The organism is Streptomyces erythrochromogenes, from assembly GCF_040684695.1.
Lineage (GTDB): Bacteria > Actinomycetota > Actinomycetes > Streptomycetales > Streptomycetaceae > Streptomyces > Streptomyces erythrochromogenes_C.
The window spans coordinates 79,097-98,845 of the sequence record NZ_JBFBGM010000015.1 but is presented as its reverse complement, the minus strand read 5'-3'; the positions used below and the strand labels follow the sequence as shown (position 1 = coordinate 98,845).

The window sequence follows — 19,749 nt, the reverse complement described above, 5'->3', positions numbered from 1 at the left end:
AGAAGAACCTCATGTCACTCACGCCCCTGATCAGCAGCGTCCGGGTGCTCGGCGCGCCGGCCGAGCGCCACGAGGAGATCCTGACTCCCGAGGCCCTGGAGTTCATCGGCCGGCTCGACGCCGCGTTCGCAGACCGGCGCCTGGACGTCCTCAAGGAACGCCGCCGCCGCTCCGCCCACTTGGCGTCCGGGACACCGCTCGACTTCTCCCGCGCCTCGGCCGCCGTCCGCGCCGACACCGATTGGCGCGTGGCCGAGCCCGCGCCCGGCCTGTCCGACCGCCGCGTCGAGATCACCGGCCCTCCGGAGCGCCGGATGGCGATCAACGCGCTGAACTCCGGGGCGAAGGTCTGGATGGCCGACTTCGAGGACGCCACCGCCCCCACCTGGAACAACGTCATCGGCGGCCAGCTCAACCTGCTCGACGCCATCGAACGGCGCATCGACTTCACGACTCCGGAGGGCAAGGAGTACCGCCTCGGCGCGGACCTTGCGACCATCATGGTCCGCCCGCGCGGCTGGCACCTCACCGAGGAGCACCTGGAGATCGACGGGCGGCCCGTGCCCGCCTCCTTCGTCGACTTCGGCCTCTACTTCTTCCACTGCGCCCAGCGGCAGATCGACGCCGGGTACGGCCCGTACTTCTACCTCCCCAAGCTGGAGAACCGGTACGAGGCACGCCTGTGGAACGACATCTTCGTCTTCGCCCAGGACCTCCTCGGCATCCCCCGCGGCACCGTCCGCGCCACCGTCCTCATCGAGACGATCACCGCCGCCTTCGAGATGGAGGAGATCCTCTACGAACTGCGCGAGCACAGCGCCGGACTCAACGCCGGCCGCTGGGACTACCTCTTCAGCCTCATCAAGACCTTCGGACACCGCACCGACTTCCAGCTCCCGGACCGCGCCGCCGTCACCATGACCGCCCCCTTCATGCGGGCTTACACCGAACTGCTCGTCCGCACCTGCCACCGGCGCGGGGCGCACGCCATCGGCGGCATGGCCGCCCACGTCCCGAGCAAGGACCCGGACGCGAACGCCGCGGCGTTCGCGAAGGTCCGGCTCGACAAGGAGAGGGAGGCCGAGGACGGGTTCGACGGCTCCTGGGTCGCCCACCCCGGCCTGGTCCCACTCTGCCGCGAGGTCTTCGACGGCGTCCTCGGGGACCGGCAGAACCAACGGGAACGCACCCGGGAGGACATCGAGGTCACGGCCGCCGACCTGCTGTCCGTGCGCAGGATCGCCGCCCCGCCCACCTCCGAGGGCGTCCGCTCGAACATTGCCGTGGCCCTGCGCTACTTCGACGCCTGGCTGCGCGGCAGCGGCGCTGTCGCACTCAACGGACTGATGGAGGACGCGGCCACCGCCGAGATCGCCCGCGTCCAGATCTGGCAGTGGCTGCGCCACGACCGGGTGGACCGGAGCACGGTCATCGACCTCCTCGACGCCGAATGCGCGGCCCTGGAGACCGAGGACCCGCAGGCGCTCGCCCTCGAAGCCCGGGAGGTCTTCGTGGACTCCGCGCTCTCGGTGCAGCTCCCGCTGTTCTTCACGCCCGACGCCTACACCCGTCACCTGGTCCGCCGCGTTCCCGCGGAGGTGAACGCGTGAACGCCCTCCTGCAGCCCGCCGGTATCCGGCGTGTCGGTGTCGTCGGCGGCGGCCAGATGGGCGCGGGCATCGCCGAGGTGTGCGCCCGCGCCGGCCTCGACACCGTCGTCGCCGAAGCGGACGCCACCGCCGCCCGCGCCTCCGGCCAGCGCGTGGCCATTTCCCTGGAACGAGCGGTCCAGCGCGGCAAGCTCGACCGGCTCTCCGCCGAAGACGCCCTGGCGCGGCTCGTCTTCACCGGGGACCTGGAGGACCTCGGCGACCGGCAGCTCGTGATCGAGGCCGTCACCGAGAACCCCGAAGCCAAGACGGAGATCTTCACGGCCCTCGACAAGATCGTCGCGGATCCGGAAGCGATCCTCGCCACGAACACCTCGGCCATCCCGATCATGCGGCTGGGCATGGCCACCGGCCGCGCCGACCGGGTCGTGGGACTCCATTTCTTCAACCCCGTCCCCGTCCTCCCCCTGGTCGAGGTCGTCTCCTCGCTCCACACGTCGGCGGACACCCTCGCCGCAGTCGAGACGTTCGCCCGTGATGCTCTCGGCAAGACCACGGTCCGGTCCCAGGACCGGGCAGGATTCGTCGTCAACGCGCTGCTGATCCCGTACCTGCTCTCCGCCATCCGCATGGCCGAGTCCGGGTTCGCGAGCGCCGCCGACGTGGACGCCGGCATGGAGCTGGGCTGCGCCCACCCCATGGGCCCGCTCAAGCTCGCCGACCTGATCGGCCTGGACACGGTCGCCGCGATCGCCGAGTCGCTGTACGAGGAATTCAAGGAACCGCTGTACGCCCCGCCCCCGCTGCTCCAGCGGATGGTCCAGGCCGGGCTGCTCGGCCGCAAGAGCGGCCGCGGGTTCCACACATACGGCCGGGTCTGAGGGGCCCGGCACGGCTCCGGGGCTGAGGGTGCGCCGGAGGTGAACGGGAACGGTGGGTGGTGTGGCGAGTGGTGTCGTCACGCCCCCACCGTTCCCTGCTTCTCAGTCGGCCGCAGTGATCGCGCGGGCAACCCGAACCGCGTCCGCCGACGTACGGGCGTCATGGACCCTGACGGCCCCTGCGCCCTGGTACGCGGCGATCACCGAGGCGTCGGGCCCGGACCGCGCGGCATCAGCCGTTGTCGACTGCCAGCTCCGCCCTGACCTCGCGGGCGGCGGCGACGAGGTTCTCCAGTGAGGCTCGGGTCTCGGTCCAACCACGCGTCTTCAGACCGCAGTCGGGGTTCACCCACAGCCGCTCGGCGGGGATGGCATCCAGGCCCTTGCGCAGGAGTCCGGCTGCCTCGTCGGTGCTCGGGATGCGCGGGGAGTGGATGTCCCAGACGCCCGGGCCGGCCTCACGGGGGTAACCGTGCTCGGCCAGCTCGTCCGCGACCTGCATGTGGGAGCGGGCGGCCTCCAGGCTGATGACGTCGGCATCGAGGTCGTCGATGGCCTGGACGATGTCGCCGAACTCGGCATAGCACATGTGCGTGTGGATCTGGGTGTCCGGCCGCACACCACTCGTGCTGAGCCGGAACGACTCGGTCGCCCAGGCCAGGTACTCCGCGTGATCCGCAGCCCGCAGGGGCAGGGTCTCGCGCAGCGCCGGCTCGTCGACCTGGATGACCGAAGTGCCCGCGGCCTCCAGATCGTTCACCTCGTCGCGCAGGGCCAGCGCCACCTGGCGGGCGGTGTCGCCCAGGGGCTGGTCGTCGCGGACGAAGGACCAGGCGAGCATGGTGACCGGACCGGTGAGCATGCCCTTGACCGGCTTGGACGTCTGAGCCTGCGCGAACGTCGTCCAGCGAACGGTCATCGGCTCCGGCCGGGAGATGTCGCCGGCCAGGACGGGCGGGCGGACGTAGCGGGTTCCGTAGGACTGCACCCAGCCGTGCTGCGTGGCGACGTATCCGGTCAGTTGCTCGGCGAAGTACTGGACCATGTCGTTGCGCTCGGGCTCGCCGTGCACCAGGACGTCGATGCCGGTCTTCTCCTGGAAGGAGATCACCTCGCGGATCTCGTCCTCGATCCGCTCCTCGTACCCGGCCGTGTCGATGCGGCCGGCCCGCAGGTCGGCGCGGGCCACGCGCAGCTCGTCGGTCTGCGGGAACGAACCGATGGTGGTGGTGGGCAGTACGGGCAGTCCCAGGTGGGCACGCTGCGCGGCAGTGCGCCGAGTGTAGGGCTGGGAGCGGCGACCGTCCGCGTCGGTGACCGCGGCGGTACGGGCGCGCACGGCGGGATCGTGGGTGATGGCGGAATGGGCGCGCGAGGCGAGGTCGGCGCGGTTGGCGGCCAGCTCCGCGGCGATCACGTCGATGCCCTGGGCGAGGCCGCGGGCGAGGGTGGCGATCTCGGTGGTCTTCTGGCGGGCGAAGGCGAGCCAGCGCCGGATCTGCGGGTCGATGTCCCGTTCGGTGTTGGCGTCGAGCGGGACGTGCAACAGGGAGCAGGACGCGGCGACATCGACCTGGTCGGCGAGGCCCAGGAGCGTGCCGAGGGTGGCCAGGGACTTCCGGTAGTCGTTGATCCAGATGTTGCGGCCGTTGACGACGCCCGCGACCAGGCGCTTGCCCGGCAGCCCGCCGACCGCGGCGAGGGCATCGAGGTTCGGGGCGGCGGAGTCGGTGAAATCGAGGGCCAGACCCTCGATCGGTGCGGCGGCGAGGACCTGGAGGGCATCGCCCAGCCGGTCGAAGTAGGAGGCCACGAGCACCTTGGGCCGGTCGGTCGACGCACCGATCTCCCGGTAGGCGCGGGCGGCGGCGTTCAGGTCGGCCGGGGTGCGGTCCTGGACCAGGGCGGGCTCGTCGAGCTGCACCCACTCGGCGCCGGCGGCGCGCAGATCGGCCAGGACCCGGGCGTAGACGGGCAGCAGCCGGTCGAGCAGGGTGATCGGCTGGAAATCGGCGGCCACGCCGGGCGCGGGCTTGGCCAGCAGCAGGTAGGTGACCGGGCCGACGAGGACCGGGCGGGCCGTGTGGCCGAGCGCGAGGGCCTCCTTCAGCTCGGCGACCTGCTGGGTGGAGTCCGCGGTGAAGACGGTGTCGGGACCGAGCTCGGGAACCAGGTAGTGGTAGTTGGTGTCGAACCACTTGGTCATCTCCAGCGGGGCCACGTCCTGCGAGCCGCGCGCCATCGCGAAGTAGCCGTCGAGGGCATCCGCGGCGATGGCCTCCCGGTGCCGTTCCGGGACGGCACCGACCATGACACTGGTGTCCAGGACGTGGTCGTAGTACGAGAAATCACCGGTCGGCACCTCGTCGATGCCGGCCTCGGCCAGCTGCTGCCAGTTCGAACGGCGCAGATCGGCTGCGGTCTGCCGGAGGGCGTCGGCGGTGACGCGGCCCTTCCAGTAGCCCTCGACGGCCTTCTTCAGTTCGCGGTTCTGACCCTGGCGGGGGTAGCCGTACACGGTGGCTCGTGCTGCCGCGGCTGCGGGCTTCGCTGTCACGGAACTCTCCTTCGCGAGATGTGTCCAGGAACGTCCCGGCGACGGGACGCGGACGCGAAGGGAACGACAGAACGGACGGACCACGTCACGGTGGAACACCGCACGTGCCGCTCGCTGTGTACGCCGACCCGCCCACGAGGTCACCGGGACATCCGCCCGCGGAATACGTCCGCGTGCGGGCAACGGGCAGGTCTTCGGACTCGCGGGCACGCCTGCCGGTCTCCCGGCGGGCACCTACTGGCCGTCGCTTCCCAGGACCGTTGTCCGGTCCCAGTGCGTATGACGGCGGTCGTTCCCGCTCACCGCTGCGGGGCAGTCCCGGATTCCCACCGGGTTCCCTCTTACGACGCATCCCGCCTGGCGGACGGGGCGAACCAGCTGCCCGGCCAGACTAGGGCGCGGGACCGCTCAGCGGCGAGCTCTGTCCATCATCCGGACGCCTAAATGAGACATCCTGCTGGCCTCTTCCCGTCCGGTCAGCCTTCCGTGACCACGGGGTAGGGCACGTAGGTGCGCCGGTCAGGGTTGACGGCGAGGCTCCCACCGGCCGGCGGCCGGGCACGTTGGGCGCAGTCCTGCCGCTCGCAGATCCGGCAGCCGAGCCCGATGGGGGTGGCCCGCGGGTCGTGCAGGGCGACGCCCTCCGCGTACACCAGGCGTGGCGCGTGCCGGAGTTCGCAGCCGAGGGCGACCGCGAAGTCGGCCCGGGGTGCGTGGTGTCCGAATTCGCCGCGGGTGACGGTGCGGGCGATCCAGAAGTACTTCTTGCCGTCGGGCATCTCCGCGACCTGGGTGAGGATCCGGCCGGGCGCGGAGAAGGCCTCGTACACCGTCCACAGCGGGCACGTGCCACCGAGCCGGGAGAAGTGGAAGTCGGTGGCGGACTGGCGTTTGGAGATGTTGTCCGCGCGGTCCGCCCGCAGGAAGGAGAAGGGGACGCCGCGGCGGTCGGGGCGCTGGAGGGTGCTCAGACGTTGGCAGACGGTCTCGAAGCCGACCCCGAAGAGCGCCTGGAGCAGCTCGATGTCGTAGTGCACCTTCTCGGCCGCCGTGTGGAAGGCGGGTGTACGGCATGAGGGCCGCGCCGGCGAAGTAGTTGGCCAGCCCGATCCGGGCCAGGCCCTCCGCCTGCGCGACGCGAGACCGGCGGACGCCACCAGGTCGTCCAGCAGCGGTCCGTGCTCCAGGAACGCCAACTGCGTGCCCAGTTGGAAGGCGCGCTGCCCCTCGCTGAGCCACGGGGACAGCAGGAGCAGGCCGCTGTCGGCGTCGAAGCGCCGCGCGTCGGCGGACCGCTCCGGGCCCGCCCGGAGGACCTTGACGCCGTGCCGCTGCGACAACCGGCCGGTGAGGGCGTCGGCGGCCCGCCCGACCCGGGCGAGGCCGAGGGCTTCCGCGGTCCGCTCGGCCTCCGCCTCCAGGGTGGCGAAATGGTTGTGGTGCGCGTAGAAGAAGTACCGTACTTCGTTATGGGGTTCGGCGGGCAGCAGCCCCGCGGTGTCCTCCGGGGAGGCCAGGGCCGCGACGCGCTTGGAGGCGCCCCGATAGCGCTGGTGGAGCGCGACGAGGGCGCGGGCCACCTCCGGATGGTCACGTGCCACGTCCGCGATCTCCTCCGGCGGCACGCCGGCGGCCGCGCACGCCTCGTCGCCCAGGGCCGCCCGCAGGTCCGTCGCCAGGCGTTCCTCGCCCGCCTCGGAGAAGGACTCCGGGTCGACCCCGAACACCTCCGCGATCTGCAACAGCACCGGTGCGGTAGCAGGCGCTGACTGTGCTCGAGCTGGTTGAGGTAACTGGTGGACAGGCCCAGCTCGCGGGCCAGCTCCACCTGGTTCATGCCCCGCTCGCGGCGCAGGCTGGCCCCGGAGTCCTAGCCCGGACACCAGGGAACAAGTAACCCGCCAGTAGGTTTCCGGGGGATCTGGTCACTCACTGAGGGTGTTGACGCGGTTCGCGTACTCACCACTGGCCATGGTGGCGGGGCAAGCGGTCGGCCGGATTGACGTGCAATCAGGCTACGCGCCAGAGTCCTGCGGTGGAGATTACCGAGCTGACCGTTGCCGAACGCCGCGTCTGGGACGCCTTCCCCTGCGGCGAGGCCGTCGACTTCCGTTCCTCGCCCGACGACGATCCTGCGGACGGGGCGGGTTGGGGGCCGGAGAGGACCGTCCGGGGCGAGGTGCTGCGCGCCATCGTGCTCGGCTGCCCGCGCGCGGACGACGAGATAGCGATGGTGGTGATAGAGGGGGCGCGGATCTCCGGGCAGTGGAGTCTGCGGCATGGGACCATCGACTGCCCCTTGCTGTTGTCGGGCTGCTACTTCGATTCCGCCCCTGACCTGTACGCGGCTCACCTCGTGCAGGTGAACCTCGCGCGGTCCGTCCTGCCGGGCTTGGTGGCCGCCGGAGCCCAGTTCGACGGCTCGCTGGATCTGTCCGCGTGCCGTGTTAGCGGCATGGTCGCTCTGAGCGCCGCCCGGGTCTCTAAGGTGCTCTCCCTGAACCAGGCGCACCTGGGCACGGAGGACGCAGAAGGTCAGGGGACCGTACTAACGTTGAACCACTCTGTCGTCGATGACGACATCGTGGCGACCGGGGTGCTCGCCCATGGTGAGGTCCGATTGGACAGCGCCACCGTTCGAGGGCTGATCAATTTCGATGACGCGGTATTGCAGGCCCCCGGCAGGATCGCCCTCCGTGCCGAGTCCCTCTCCGCCGGCGGCGATGTCACGGCGGCTCGACTGGTGGCCAGCGGCACCGTTCGCCTCGGAGCCGCACGGGTGGAGGGCTCGGTCAGTGTGGAAGACGCCCAGCTCCTGAACGTGCAGGGCGATGCCCTCGATGCTGCTCACCTCACTGTCGGAACGGTCCTCAATGCGGGCGGCCTCACCGCCGAAGGGAGGGTCAGGCTCACCGGGGCCAAGGTCAGCGGATGGGTCTCCTTCATCGAGGCCCGGCTCCGCAACCCGGGCGGCGTCGCGCTGGGCATAAGCAACAGCGAGGCTGCGCTGCTCACACTCCGCGACGCCGCCCCGATCCTGGGCGACGTCAAGCTGCATTACTCCAGCTTCAAGGTCATTGAGGCTCATCCCCGGGTCTGGCCCGCCGTCGTACGGTTGGAGGGACTGAACTACGAGGCGCTCGCCCCACGTCTGCCCGCCGCTCACAGGCTGGCCCTGCTGGCACGGGACGCCGACGGATTCGTACCGCACGCCTACGAGCAGCTCGCAGCGTCATACCGCCAGGTCGGAGACGATGCGGCGGCCCGGACCGTCCAGCTCGCCAAGCAGCGCCGCCACCGCGCTACTCTCCCCGCCTACGCCCGCCTGTGGGGCTGGGCACAGGACATCACCGTCGGCTACGGCTTCCGCCCGATACGTGCCGCCGCCTGGCTCTTCTCCCTATTGTTCCTCGGCACGCTCGCCTATGCGCTGCACCACCCCACCCCGCTGAAAGCAGGCGAGGCGCCCGACTTCAACCCGGTCATCTACACCCTCGACCTCCTCCTGCCGATCATCGACTTCGGGCAGGAAAAGGCTTACTCCGCCCACGGCTGGTACCAGTGGCTTGGCTACGCACTGATCATCACCGGCTGGCTCCTCGCGACAACGATCGCGGCCGGTATCACTCGTACCGTCAGCCGGTCCTAGCCAGACCCGTGTGGTATCAGGCAAACGCGTACGTCTCCGACACTCACGGCGTTGTTCGCGCCGCCAGTCCCGCATCTCCTGTGGCCTGCCGGGGGTGGGGAACCACCGCGGGTGCCAGATCGAGCCGCTGGTTCATGTCGAGCCGGAACGTTCCGTACGGGTTGATGTTCGACCAGAACAGCGCGGTCAGGCCGCGGCGGTCCTCATCGGTCAGCTTCTTAGCCCAGGCCGGTTCGACGAGGACCTGCTGAAGCAGCAGAGTGTTGATGTGAACGAGGCTTGACTGGAGCAGGGGCAGGGCGAGCATCGAGGTCTCGGCGTGCTCTCTGTCCGGGCAGGTCAGGGCGCCGTCCTTGCCGTAGTGCAGCACGGTGTTCGCGCTGTTCCAGTTCTCCACGACCTGGAGGCCGCCGTGGATCTCGCGGCGCAGGTCAGGGCTGGCGAGGCAGTCGCACGCGGAGATGGTGTGGACCGCGCGGCCGAGTTCTTCGAGCGCGGCGTAGGTGGGGTGTTTGGGGCCGTCGCGGGTGAAGCGGCGCAGGACCTGTTCGGCCTCCGTGGTGCCCAGGCGCAAGGCGGTGGCGTACTTGACCATCTGGTCGCACTGCTGGGCGATCAGTTCCCACTTGATGGCCCGGGTCGTCAGTGAGCCGCCGAGCGCCGGCCAGCCGGGCGGGGTGTCGTCCGAGCGGTACAGGCGGATGCTGCCGATGTTCTTCAGCCTCGGCAGCAGCCGGAAGTTGAGCAGCTCGGTGGAGGCGAATCCGACCACGCTCGCGCCGTGGGTGTCGACGTAGTTCGACTCGATCTCGGTGTCCGTGCAGTGCCGCAGCAGGCCCTCGATCATCGCCGCGACCTCGGACGAGGAACAGCTCTTGAGCTGGGGTCGGATCGGGAGTGGTGTGAGAGGCTGCTGATCTGTCAGTCCCGAGGCAGGGCGGTGAGCCAGCGGTCATCCTGGAACTCACTGGGAACTGCGTCCTCCCACGGATCGATCCCACGGCGTTCAAGCTCGTCGAACCACCGGTCCCGCTGAGATTCGGGGAGACGTCGTCCGCACCAGGGACAGAAGGCGATGGTGCTGCTCGATGTGCCGCCGTCGTGGATGATCAGCCCGTACTCCTGGAACTTGGCGCTGAATTTGATCAGCGCGTCCGGGCAGGCAAAGGGGTCGTCGTGCTGATCGCAGCGCACGTTCACGCGGCGGCTCATCGCCTCGCAGCAGTGGGGGGTCATGACCTCGGCTTCTCGTTCATCGACACTATGCCCAGAAGTAGATCACGGTCTGTGATGATCAGCGGATGCCACGTGGAGATTTGACGGATACGCAGTAGGCCAGGCTGGAGCCGTTGCTGCCTCAGAGCATCAAGCCGGGCCGTCCGCCGGTATGGACCAGGCGGCAGTTGATCGACTACATGCGCTTTCGCACCCGCGGCGATGGCCTACCGCCTGGTGCCGGCCATCTCCGACGCGGTCCGCCGCGCCGCCCAGAAACGCCTGACCGGACGGGAGGAGGAACTCGGCGAGGACGCCGAGAAGATGGTGCCGGGCTGGTCGGTCGACCAGCTGCGCGGCCACCTTAGTGACGACATCCTGGCCGTGCTGATGCAGGACGCGGACTGGCCGCAGATGGCCCGCCAGTTCGTCGGCCTGCAGCAGGCCGGCGTCGACCTCTCCGCTTTCCTGCCCCGGGAGAGTCGCTATGACTGAGTGCGTCATTTGGCCGTCGGCCGAACTGAGTCGCGCACTAAGTTTCCGTAGCAAGAAGGCTTGCGCGCATAGTGGCCTGGAGGTCTTTACGGGCTTGGTGGAACCGTTCCAGCCCTTCGAGGTACTCGGGCGACGTGAGGGAGAGGTCTGGATGCGTGTTCAGCAGGTCACGCCATTGCCGGAGCAGTCTGTACGCCCGGTCGGATTGCTCTCTAACGGCCGGAGGCGCCTGCAGCGCGATTTCGTAGCGCTGCGTCAGTACCGAGGCGTCGCGAAAGGCATCCAGAGCCGCCTGGTAGCGCACCGTGGCGTCGCTCTCCCTGAGGATGATGATGCGTAGGGTCGATGAGCTGTCGTTCAAGGCGGCGAGATAGGAGCTGTAGAGGTCCCGAAGGGTGTCGTGCACACGGGTCGCGTGCTCGCGACGGTATCGCGTGCGGTCAGCAAGCATGGTCGAGCCGATCCCGAGCGTGGCGCCGACGATTGTGCCAAGTAGCGTCCCCCAGTCCATGAGTGGAACCGTAGTTCGGTCGGCTCCCTAGGAGAACGGGACAAATCTGGGTGTTAACCCCCTGCCGGCTGACTGGCATGCCGCGGCTTGCTCAGGGTCCCCGCAGGCTCGCCCGGGCCGGTGTACCTACGGCTTGGCCAGAGGTGGGCGGGCTTGCCCGGTCTGCGCAACACCGGGGGCAGGCGGGGCGGGGTGGTCAGCCCCTGGGTTTGGGGCGCGGAGGTGGCGTCGTCCCGGGGCCCCACGGAGCCGGAGCTTGGGGACGGGGTGCCGTCCGTCCAGGCGTAGACCTGCTTGCCGCGCACCGCGCCACCAGCATGCCGTCGGGGCGAGGAAAAGGGGGCGCCCGGCAGGGCGGAACCCGACCATCATGCACTCGGACGCTCCCGCGGCGGCCTGAGTACGAAAGTTCATCTGGCCAGCGACAGCCGTGCCCGGCCCCTGGGATTCCACGTAACCGCAGGTCAGGCAGGTGATGCGCCAGCCTTCGAGGCCGTCATGGCAAGGATCCGGGTCCCGCGTAGCGGCATCGGGAGACCGAGGACCCGACCGGTCGTTGTTCTTGGAGACGGCAGGCGACGTGCCAGGCGGATACAACGGACGGTGAGGGCCAGGACATCACCGCAGCGGATTGGGGAGCGGAGGTCGCTGCCGACCCCGGCCTCGCGGTGGCCCCGATGTGGTACAGCGCCGGGCGGATCGTGTCCAAGAACCCAGCGATGCAGTGAGATGCGCGAGGTGGCGGAGGTTCTGGAGGCGAAGGTCCAGGTTGACGACGGAGAGTACTGCGGCGCCTGATGAGTGCGGCGACCGCGAGATGATCAAAGGTTTGTGTGGACTCCTGAAGATCGCGCGGTGGCCGCGGGCCGTAGCGTAGACCCTGATCGATGGCAGGCGTTGTTCGACCAAGCCGTGGATCGGATTGCGGGCTTGTCCGGTCGAGTGGAACCGCGGGCGTCGGCCCGCGCCTATCTGCTCGGATTGCTGTCCGGGGCGAGCGCAACAGCCCCGTGATCCTCCGGTCGCTGATGATCGCTGCACGAGATCCGTTCCCCACCACAGGAACATGATCAGCGATCACGATCCAACGTCGCACCGCCATCCATGCACGAGCTCGTTACGGAGGTTGAACTCGTGGTGTCGTCGTCCTGTCTCGTGAAGGTGGATCGTTCTCGCTGAAAATTGACTGTTGCGGCGGCGCCTCGGATCGAGAGTGTCGCCGGTGTCCTGCACCGTCTCCTTCTAGACGCTCAGGACACCGGAGTGACCTCCGATACTGCTGCGGCTCTATTGGCTCGGCGGGATCTGGCCGGCCTGCGTGCCGTGCTCGCGGCCCGTGCAGTGGCGTCTGACGAGGGGACGGCTGATCAGCTCGCTGCGGAACTTGACTGTGACCCACGCTGGGCGACCGGAGAGGGCGATGTCGAGCTGATCACGCAACTGCGAACGCTGACGTCGGATACAGACCCAGAGATCCGCAACGAGGCCATGTTGCGACTCTCGCGCCTGCGCTGATCGGAAGGGCGGGCAGTGGCCAATTTTCGGTGAGACTGGTCAACCTCCAGTGAGACAGGACAGTCGTGTGGTTGCTCATCTGGGTCTGATGGTCAGGCCCGTCTCCGCGAGGCAGCCGTCCATGAGGTCGCTGCGGTACTGGATGTGTCGCAGGCCGCGTCGGATGCGCTGAACGAGGTGTTCGGGGGTGCTGAAGGCGACGTTGGAGAGCCAGCCGCGTTGCAGCAGTGACCAGATCCCCTCGACGGGGTTGAGGTCAGGCGCGTAGGGCGGCAGGTAGTAGATGGTCAGCCAGTCCCGGGCTTCGACGAACTCCCGCAGGCCGGCGGCCTTGTGGACGTTGAGGTTGTCCCATACGAGCACGATCGGGCCGCCGAGCTGCTGGTGGGCTGCGGTCAGCCGGTCCCGATAGTCGCGCCAGGAGAAATGAGGATTCTCCTGAGGAACGGGTGCCAGCCGCGGGCCGTCAGCGCAGGATTCCGGCCGCGCGGGCGGCCCGCATCCAGGACGGGAACTCCGACAGCAGCCGGTCGTACAGCTCGGGGTCGGAGAGCCGCTCGATGTCGTCGACCGCGAAGAAACCGACGTTGTCGACCCGTCGTCCGGGCAGGGTGTCGAAGTACTCCAGCACCCCGTACTGGGCCCGGCCCAGGCCGATGAACTGCCAGAAGAGCGGCTCCTCGACGGCTTCCCGCAACTCCCGCTCGATCTCGGCGTTGCGGTACACGCCGCCGTCGGAGAAGAAGAGCACCAGCGTCGGGGCGGACACCGGGTGGTCCCGTACGAAGGCGCGCACCTGGGCGATGACCTTCTGCTCCTCGTTGCCGATGCCGACGGCGCGCATGTCGATCTGACCGGGGACCAGCCCCTTGGGCGGTTTCCGGCGCCCGAACAGCCCGATCTGCCCGACGCGTACGTGCAGGCGCAGCCATGCGGGCAGCTGGCCGATCTCCAGGTCCGGCAGGCGAGCCGGGTTCGTGGCGAAGGTCCAGGCCTGCATCTGTCCGTCGTCGTCGAGCTGCGCGGCGACGGCGGCCATCCGCTCAGCGACGCCGGCGACGGTGCCGCGGGTGTAGTGGCCCGCCATCGAACCGGAGGCGTCGAGAACGAGGACGACGCGGGCAGTCAGCGTGGTGACGCCCTGCTTGCGCAGGCTGACCGCGACCTGCTGCTTGCGCAGGGAGAGGAGTTCGCGCACGTCGGGCGGCAGCTGTTCCTCGCCCTTGGCCATCCGCACCGTCGGGGCCGGCGGCGGTTCCGGCGCGGGCGGGGCCGGGTCGGGCCAGACGACCGGCGCGGGTACCGCCGGGGAGGCGGGCTGCGGGGCAGGTGGTCGCGGGGCGGCGGGCGGCGGCTCGTCGTCCACCGTGATGCCGAAGTCCCGCGCCAGACCGGCCAGGCCGCTCGCGTACCCCTGGCCGACGGCCCGGAACTTCCAGGCGCCCGCCCGCCGGTAGAGCTCGCCGCTCAGGAAGGCCGTCTCCGGCCCCGCCTCCATGTCGAAGCGGGCCAGATCGGCCCCGGACACCGCGTCCAACAGCCGCAGGTGCAGCCCGGGGACCTGGCCGAAGGTGCCGCCGTCGGCGGACGCGCACAGCACGACGCGCTCGATGCCGGGCTCCAGTGATCCCAGGTCGACCCCGATGGTGTCGGTGCCGGGCTGCTTGCCGAGGTGCCGCACGGCTCCGGACGCGTGCCGCGGCTGGTTGTAGAAGACGAAGTCGTCGTCGGAGCGGACCCGTCCGTCCGCCGTCAGCAGGAGTGCGGACGCGTCCACGTCCGGCACACCGGGCCCGGCCGACCAGCCGAGCACGGCCCGCACGGAGGTGGCTCCGACAGGCAGGTTGGCGCCTTTGTGCAATGTCGTCACGGCAGCCAGTCTGCCTGCCGGGGCCCGCTTCAAACGGCCGGTATCCGATGTTGGGTTCCGCGATCGAGGTCCACAGGTTGCCGCCCGCCTCGCTGGTGGCCCCGAGCCGGACGTAGCGGGCGGTGCGCGCCCCGAAGGAGACGCCCAGCTGAGCCGTCGTGTCCGGGAAGGTGCCGCTGGCCGCGGCCGTCCTCCAGGTGGTCCCGTCGGTGGAGGCGAACACCTGGTAGCAGGCGACGTGTCCGTTGCTCTGCGATTGGCGGGGCAGGTAAGGCAGAGCGACCGCGACGGACGCCGAACCTGACCGCGACGCACGCCCGGCAAGCCCACGGCGAGCCTGGGCAAGCTCCCCAACACGGGCTTGCCCACCCCGGCCCACCAGTCGGCTTCGGTCACGGACCTCCGCCAGCTTCCGAGCAAGGCCGCGGCTGACCGATGACGGGTGACCGATGACTCATCACTGCCCAGGCTGGGAGTTGCATGGATCGGTCACGTCGCTGACGTGCTGTTTGACCGATAGTGGGAGACGGATCGGCCACGCCTGGGCTCGCCGATCGGTCACGGGTTCCGCTGGGAACGCCCCTGGCACAGGGAGCTTGTCCAGCGTCAGGACCACGTGGCGGGACGGCTCCCGAAGCCGCGGTGTCACCCCCGGGACGCCGATGCTCGGAGCCTGCCGACACCTCCTCTCCCGTCGTACACCGGAGCCGTGAGAGACCGTCCTCGTCCGAGGTGTGACCGGGGCCTGTCGTAGGCGAGCAGGCCTCGGAGGAAAGCGGCCTGACGCCCGGCGGCGCGACCGGTCTCGTCCGGTCGGCCACATCGCCGGACGGAAGGCATCGATCCGATCCGTCCGTGAATGGCCGAGTTCAACGCTGCGTAGTCAGCACCGAACCAGTACGGGAGTCTTCACCGGGGTGTAAAGCGGGCTGATCCATACGTTTGGGGCAGGAGTCGGTTGGGCGTTCCGGAAGTCTTCAGGGTGTCGGGCCCGCCGGTGTGGTGGTCGGGTACACAAGGCGGTGCCTGAATGTGATGTCCCGCCACATACGTCGCCGACCTGCGGGCTTCTACGGTGTGGCCACACGGAACGTCCCCGCAGACCCCCGGAAGTGGTGCACATGACCTCCCCCGCAACGGCCGCCGCACCGGCCCCGTCCGGCATCCGGAGAATCGTCGCAGCGAGCCTGATCGGCACCACCATCGAGTGGTACGACTTCTTCCTCTACGGCTCCGCCGCCGCGCTGGTCTTCAACGAGCTCTTCTTCCCCGACAGCGAGCCGCTGGTGGGCACCCTCCTCGCCTTCCTCACCTACGCGATCGGCTTCGCCGCCCGGCCCCTCGGCGGCCTCGTCTTCGGCCACTACGGCGACAAGATCGGCCGCAAGCGGCTCCTCGTCCTCAGCCTGCTCCTGATGGGCGGAGCCACCTTCGCCATGGGCCTGCTGCCCACCCACGCGAGCATCGGCGTCGGCGCGCCCGTACTCCTCACCCTCCTGCGCCTGGTCCAGGGGTTCGCGCTCGGCGGTGAGTGGGGCGGCGCGGTGCTGCTCGTCTCCGAGCACGGCGACGACCGGCACCGCGGCTTCTGGGCCTCCTGGCCCCAGGCGGGGGCGCCCGGCGGCAACCTGCTGGCCACCGGCGTACTCGCGCTCCTCGCGGCCGTACAGTCCGACGAGGCGTTCCTCGCCTGGGGCTGGCGCATCCCGTTCCTGCTGTCCGGCGTGCTCGTGATGATCGGCCTGTGGATCCGGATATCCGTCTCCGAGTCCCCGGTCTTCCTGGAGGCGCAGGCCAAGGCCGCGCAGCGGGCCGCCGCCGGCGTCGTGGCGAAGCCGCCCGTGACCGAGGTGTTCCGGACGAACTGGCGCGGCGTCCTGACCGCGATCGGCACCCGCCTCGGCGAGAACATCTCCTACTACGTCATCACCGCCTTCCTCCTCGTCTACGTCACCAGCCACCTCGGGCTGCCCAAGAGCGACGGCCTGAACGCCGTCCTGATCGGCTCCGCCGTCCACTTCGCGGCCATCCCGGCCTGGGGAGCCCTGTCCGACCGCGTCGGCCGCCGCGCCGTCACCCTCATCGGCTCGGTCGGGATGATCGGCTGGGCGTTCGCGTTCTTCGCCATGCTCGACTCCAAGTCCTTCCCGGTGATCGTCGCCGCCGTGACCGTCGGCCTGCTCCTGCACGGCGCGATGTACGGACCCCAGGCCGCCTTCATCTCCGAGATGTTCGCCACCGAGGTCCGCTACTCCGGTGCCTCGATGGGCTCCCAGCTGGCCTCCGTCCTCGGTGGCGCCCTCGCGCCGATCGTCGCCGTGGCCCTGCTGAACGACTACGACTCCTCCCTACCCGTCTCGATCTACCTGGGCGCGGCAGCAGCGGTCACCACGCTGACCGTCCTGGTCGCCAAGGAGACCCGCGGGCGTAGCCTGGCCCGCGAACACGCCCCGGCGGGCGGCGCGGTCCCGGCCCCGCGCACCGCCGGACACGAACCGGTGCCGGCCGACAACTGAACCCGACCGGGCTCCGGGCCGGGCTCCGGGCCGGGCACCACCGCCACTGGCGCCCGGTCCGGTCCGGCCCGGTTCGGTCCATCACCACGACGGAGAGCGCCCGATGCCCACCACCGCAAGCACCACGAGCACCGGCGCCGGGCAGTCCTGGACCGCTCTGCGGCACCTGCGCCATCTGCTGGACCTGCTCGACCAGGGCGCCCCGGCCGAGCAGTTCGAGCCGCCGGCCGCCTCGGCCGGCGGCCCCCGGCTCGACGAACCCGACGCGGCCCTGGTCGCGGAGGCCACCCGGGTCGCGCTCCGCATCCGCCGCACGCTCGGCCAGCACCGCCGCCGCGAGGCCGAACTCGCCGCGCTCTTCGACACCGCCGGCGACCTGGCCCGGCTCAGGGACCTGGACGCCGTACTGAAGGCCCTCGTCCACCGCGCCAAACTCCTCCTCGGCACGGACGTGACGTACCTGTCCCTCAACGACGACGAGGCGGGCGACACCTACATGCGGGTGACCGACGGCTCGGTCTCCGCCGCGTTCCAGCAGGTCCGCCTCGGCATGGGGGAGGGCCTCGGCGGTCTGGTCGCGGAGACGGCCCGCCCCTACTCCACCGGCGACTACCGCGACGACCCGCGCTTCCGGCACACCACGACGATCGACGGCGCCGTCACGGAGGAGGGGCTGCGGGCCATCCTGGGCGTACCGCTGCGCCTGGGCACCCGGGTGATCGGCGTCCTGTACGCGGCGGACCGCACCGCCCGCAGCTTCACGCCCGACGAGGTCGCCCTCCTGTCCTCCCTCGCCGACCACGCCGCCATCGCCATCGACAGCGCCCGCCTGCTGGACGAGACCCGCAGCGCACTCGTCGACCTCAACGAGGCCTCGCGGACCATCGAGGCACACAGCGACGCCATGCGACGGGCCGAGGACGCCCACGACCGGCTCACCGACCTGGTGCTGCGCGGCGCGGACATCACCGACGTCGCCACCGCCATCGGTGCCGTCCTGCAGGGCGGCACCCTGATCCACGACGCCGACGGAACCGAACTCGCGCGATCCGGCACCGACTCGGGGCCGCCGTCCGCGCGGGCGGTCGCCGCCTCCCGTGCCGGAGGGCGCGCCGTGCCGGCCGACGGCACCTGGGTGTGCGCCGTCCTCGCCGGACCCGAACTGCTCGGCAGCATCGCCCTGACCGGCCGCGCCGGCCGCGCCGGCCTCGGCGACGCCGACCGCCGGCTCTTCGAACGGGCCGCAGTGGTCACCGCCCTGCTGCTGCTCCAGCGGCGCTCGGTCGCCGAGGCCGAGGACCGCGTACGGGGCGAACTCCTCGGCGACCTCCTCACCGGCGCCGCGGACCCGGCGAGCCTGCCGGCCCGCGCCCGCCGGGTCGGCGTGCACCTGGACCACCCGCACGCGGTGTTCGTCCTGCACTCCGCCACCGCGCCCCGGCAGCGGCTGCTGGCCGCCGCCGCCCGCGTCGCGCACTCCCGCAAGGGGCTGGCGGGGCTGCACCACGACGACGTGGTCCTGGTCCTCCCGGCCGAGCACCCCGGACCCGGCGTCGGCGCCCGCGCCGCGAGCCTCGCGGGCGAGCTGGGCCAGGCCCTCGGCGGCCCCGTCACGGTCGGCGCCGCCGGCCCGGTCACCGGCCCGGGGCGGTTCCGCGACGCCCACGCCGAAGCCGTCCGCTGCCGCACCGCCCTGCGCGCCCTGGGCCGGGAGGGCTCCGGCGCGGCCCTCGGCGACCTGGGGTTCCTCGGCGTACTGCTCGGCGACCAGACGGACCTCGGCGGCTACGTGCGCCGGACCCTGGGCCCCGTGCTCGACTACGACGCGAAGCGCGGCACCGACCTCGTCCACACCCTGCGCACCTACTTCGACGAGGGCGCGAGCCCGTCCAGGGCCGCCGAGGCCCTCCACGTGCACGTCAACACCGTGGTGCAGCGCCTGGACCGGACGGGCCGACTGCTCGGCCGCGACTGGCAGCACCCCGAACGCGCCCTGGAACTCCAACTCGCCCTGCGGGTCCACCGGGTGCAGCGGCCGGACGAATCGGCTCCGCCGACCGCGTAGCCCCCGGTTCGCGGCGCAACCGGCCGAAGGCGCCGGCAGGTGGCAGGGTGGATCGCATGTGCGGCCGATATGTCTCCACCCGTGGTCCCGAGGACCTCTCCGGCCTCTTCCGGGCGGCGCCCCCGGATCCCGGGCACCTGCTGGAACCCAGCTGGAACGTCGCCCCCACGGACGCCGTCTGGGCGGTGCTGGAACGCGCCGACCGGGAGAGCGGGCTGCTGGAGCGCAGGCTGCGGCCCCTGCGCTGGGGGCTGGTGCCGTCGTGGTCGAAGAGTCCGTCCGGCGGCGCGAAGATGATCAATGCGCGGGTGGAGACGGTGCACGAGAAGCCCGCCTACCGGCGCGCCTTCGCCAAGCGCCGCTGCCTGCTGCCGGCGGACGGGTTCTACGAGTGGCAGGCCGTCCCCGCCTCCGCCGGCGCGAAGGCGTACAAGCAGCCGTACTTCATCCGGCCCGAGGACGGCGCCGTGATGGCGATGGCCGGGCTCTACGAGTTCTGGCGCGACCCCGGCGTCGCCGACGACGACGATCCGGCGGCGTGGTGGGCGACCTGCACGATCATCACCACCGAGGCGACCGACGCGGCCGGCCGCGTCCACCCCCGCATGCCGCTCGCGCTGGCTCCGGCCGACTACGAGGCGTGGCTCGACCCCTCCCACCAGGACGCGGACGAACTGCGCGCCCTGCTCGCGGCGCCCGGAGAGGGCCGGCTGGACGTCCGCGCCGTGTCCACCGCGGTCAACAACGTGCGCAACAACGGGCCCGAGCTGCTCGACGAGCCCGCGGATCCCGCACCGCCGGCTGCGACTGCGAAGTAAAGAAATATTGACACGATGTACTCCTTGCTTGACACTTCATGTGTCAG

13 protein-coding genes, 3 pseudogenes and 1 riboswitch are annotated in these 19,749 nt (G+C 70.6%); of the genes and pseudogenes, 8 read left to right on the top strand and 8 right to left on the bottom strand.

From position 1 onward, the window contains the following. The first annotated feature begins 11 nt into the window (after positions 1 to 11). Both aceB and AB0O53_RS22310 read left to right on the top strand, forming a co-directional pair. A complete protein-coding gene (aceB, locus tag AB0O53_RS22315; protein WP_365197676.1) occupies positions 12 to 1,610 on the top strand; it encodes a malate synthase A in 1,599 nt (532 codons plus the stop codon). Continuing rightward, positions 1,607 to 2,491: a 3-hydroxybutyryl-CoA dehydrogenase gene (locus AB0O53_RS22310; protein WP_350997803.1), complete on the top strand. Its 885-nt coding sequence runs from the start codon at positions 1,607 to 1,609 to the stop codon at positions 2,489 to 2,491. The genes aceB and AB0O53_RS22310 overlap by 4 nt, the downstream gene beginning before the upstream one ends. Positions 2,492 to 2,723: 232 nt before the next feature. On the opposite strand, the gene metE is transcribed toward AB0O53_RS22310, so the two are convergent. After that, entirely contained in the window at positions 2,724 to 5,048 is a 2,325-nt protein-coding gene (metE, locus tag AB0O53_RS22305; RefSeq protein WP_365197674.1) for a 5-methyltetrahydropteroyltriglutamate--homocysteine S-methyltransferase, read from the bottom strand. Between the two features lie 168 nt (positions 5,049 to 5,216). Beyond that, positions 5,217 to 5,442: riboswitch (cobalamin riboswitch) on the bottom strand. An 82-nt stretch (positions 5,443 to 5,524) separates the two neighbouring features. Further along, positions 5,525 to 6,796: a short-chain fatty acyl-CoA regulator family protein gene (locus AB0O53_RS22300; RefSeq protein ID WP_365197671.1), complete on the bottom strand. Its 1,272-nt coding sequence runs from the start codon at positions 6,794 to 6,796 to the stop codon at positions 5,525 to 5,527. Positions 6,797 to 7,083: 287 nt separating this feature from the next. Here AB0O53_RS22300 and AB0O53_RS22295 point away from each other — a divergent pair, with 287 nt between their 5' ends. Next, positions 7,084 to 8,697: a translocation/assembly module TamB domain-containing protein gene (locus AB0O53_RS22295; RefSeq protein ID WP_365197668.1), complete on the top strand. Its 1,614-nt coding sequence runs from the start codon at positions 7,084 to 7,086 to the stop codon at positions 8,695 to 8,697. Positions 8,698 to 8,740: 43 nt separating this feature from the next. Here AB0O53_RS22295 and AB0O53_RS22290 read toward each other — a convergent pair whose 3' ends face one another. Together AB0O53_RS22290 and AB0O53_RS22285 are read right to left on the bottom strand one after the other, a co-directional pair. Continuing rightward, positions 8,741 to 9,589, bottom strand: a complete 849-nt coding sequence (locus AB0O53_RS22290) for a Tn3 family transposase (protein WP_365197861.1) — start codon at positions 9,587 to 9,589, stop codon at positions 8,741 to 8,743. Positions 9,590 to 9,618: 29 nt separating this feature from the next. Beyond that, positions 9,619 to 9,933, bottom strand: coding sequence for a DUF6980 family protein (locus tag AB0O53_RS22285; RefSeq protein WP_365197665.1), 315 nt, complete (start codon positions 9,931 to 9,933; stop codon positions 9,619 to 9,621). A 201-nt stretch (positions 9,934 to 10,134) separates the two neighbouring features. Here AB0O53_RS22285 and AB0O53_RS22280 point away from each other — a divergent pair, with 201 nt between their 5' ends. Beyond that, a complete protein-coding gene (locus tag AB0O53_RS22280; protein ID WP_365197663.1) occupies positions 10,135 to 10,407 on the top strand; it encodes a hypothetical protein in 273 nt (90 codons plus the stop codon). 37 nt (positions 10,408 to 10,444) lie between these two features. On the opposite strand, the gene AB0O53_RS22275 is transcribed toward AB0O53_RS22280, so the two are convergent. Next, positions 10,445 to 10,918, bottom strand: coding sequence for a hypothetical protein (locus AB0O53_RS22275; RefSeq protein WP_365197660.1), 474 nt, complete (start codon positions 10,916 to 10,918; stop codon positions 10,445 to 10,447). Positions 10,919 to 11,275: 357 nt separating this feature from the next. Here AB0O53_RS22275 and AB0O53_RS38360 point away from each other — a divergent pair. Next, a pseudogene (locus AB0O53_RS38360) lies at positions 11,276 to 11,401 on the top strand (IS5/IS1182 family transposase); the annotation flags it as partial. Positions 11,402 to 12,508: 1,107 nt separating this feature from the next. On the opposite strand, the pseudogene AB0O53_RS22270 reads toward AB0O53_RS38360, so the two are convergent. From AB0O53_RS22270 to AB0O53_RS22260, 3 genes and pseudogenes are all read right to left on the bottom strand, one after another. Further along, positions 12,509 to 12,859, bottom strand: a pseudogene (locus AB0O53_RS22270) (transposase); the annotation flags it as partial. Positions 12,860 to 12,899: 40 nt separating this feature from the next. Continuing rightward, positions 12,900 to 14,303 (bottom strand): VWA domain-containing protein, encoded by a 1,404-nt coding sequence (locus AB0O53_RS22265; RefSeq protein WP_365197657.1) that lies wholly within the window; start codon positions 14,301 to 14,303, stop codon positions 12,900 to 12,902. 67 nt (positions 14,304 to 14,370) lie between these two features. Then, positions 14,371 to 14,682: pseudogene (locus AB0O53_RS22260) on the bottom strand (discoidin domain-containing protein); the annotation flags it as partial. Positions 14,683 to 15,424: 742 nt separating this feature from the next. On the opposite strand from AB0O53_RS22260, the gene AB0O53_RS22255 reads away from it, so the two are divergent. From AB0O53_RS22255 to AB0O53_RS22245, 3 genes are all read left to right on the top strand, one after another. Next, a complete protein-coding gene (locus AB0O53_RS22255; RefSeq protein WP_365197655.1) occupies positions 15,425 to 16,819 on the top strand; it encodes an MFS transporter in 1,395 nt (464 codons plus the stop codon). Between the two features lie 103 nt (positions 16,820 to 16,922). Then, positions 16,923 to 18,884, top strand: coding sequence for a helix-turn-helix domain-containing protein (locus tag AB0O53_RS22250; protein WP_350997833.1), 1,962 nt, complete (start codon positions 16,923 to 16,925; stop codon positions 18,882 to 18,884). A 56-nt stretch (positions 18,885 to 18,940) separates the two neighbouring features. Next, positions 18,941 to 19,702: an SOS response-associated peptidase gene (locus tag AB0O53_RS22245; RefSeq protein WP_350997836.1), complete on the top strand. Its 762-nt coding sequence runs from the start codon at positions 18,941 to 18,943 to the stop codon at positions 19,700 to 19,702. Positions 19,703 to 19,749 lie beyond the last annotated feature (47 nt).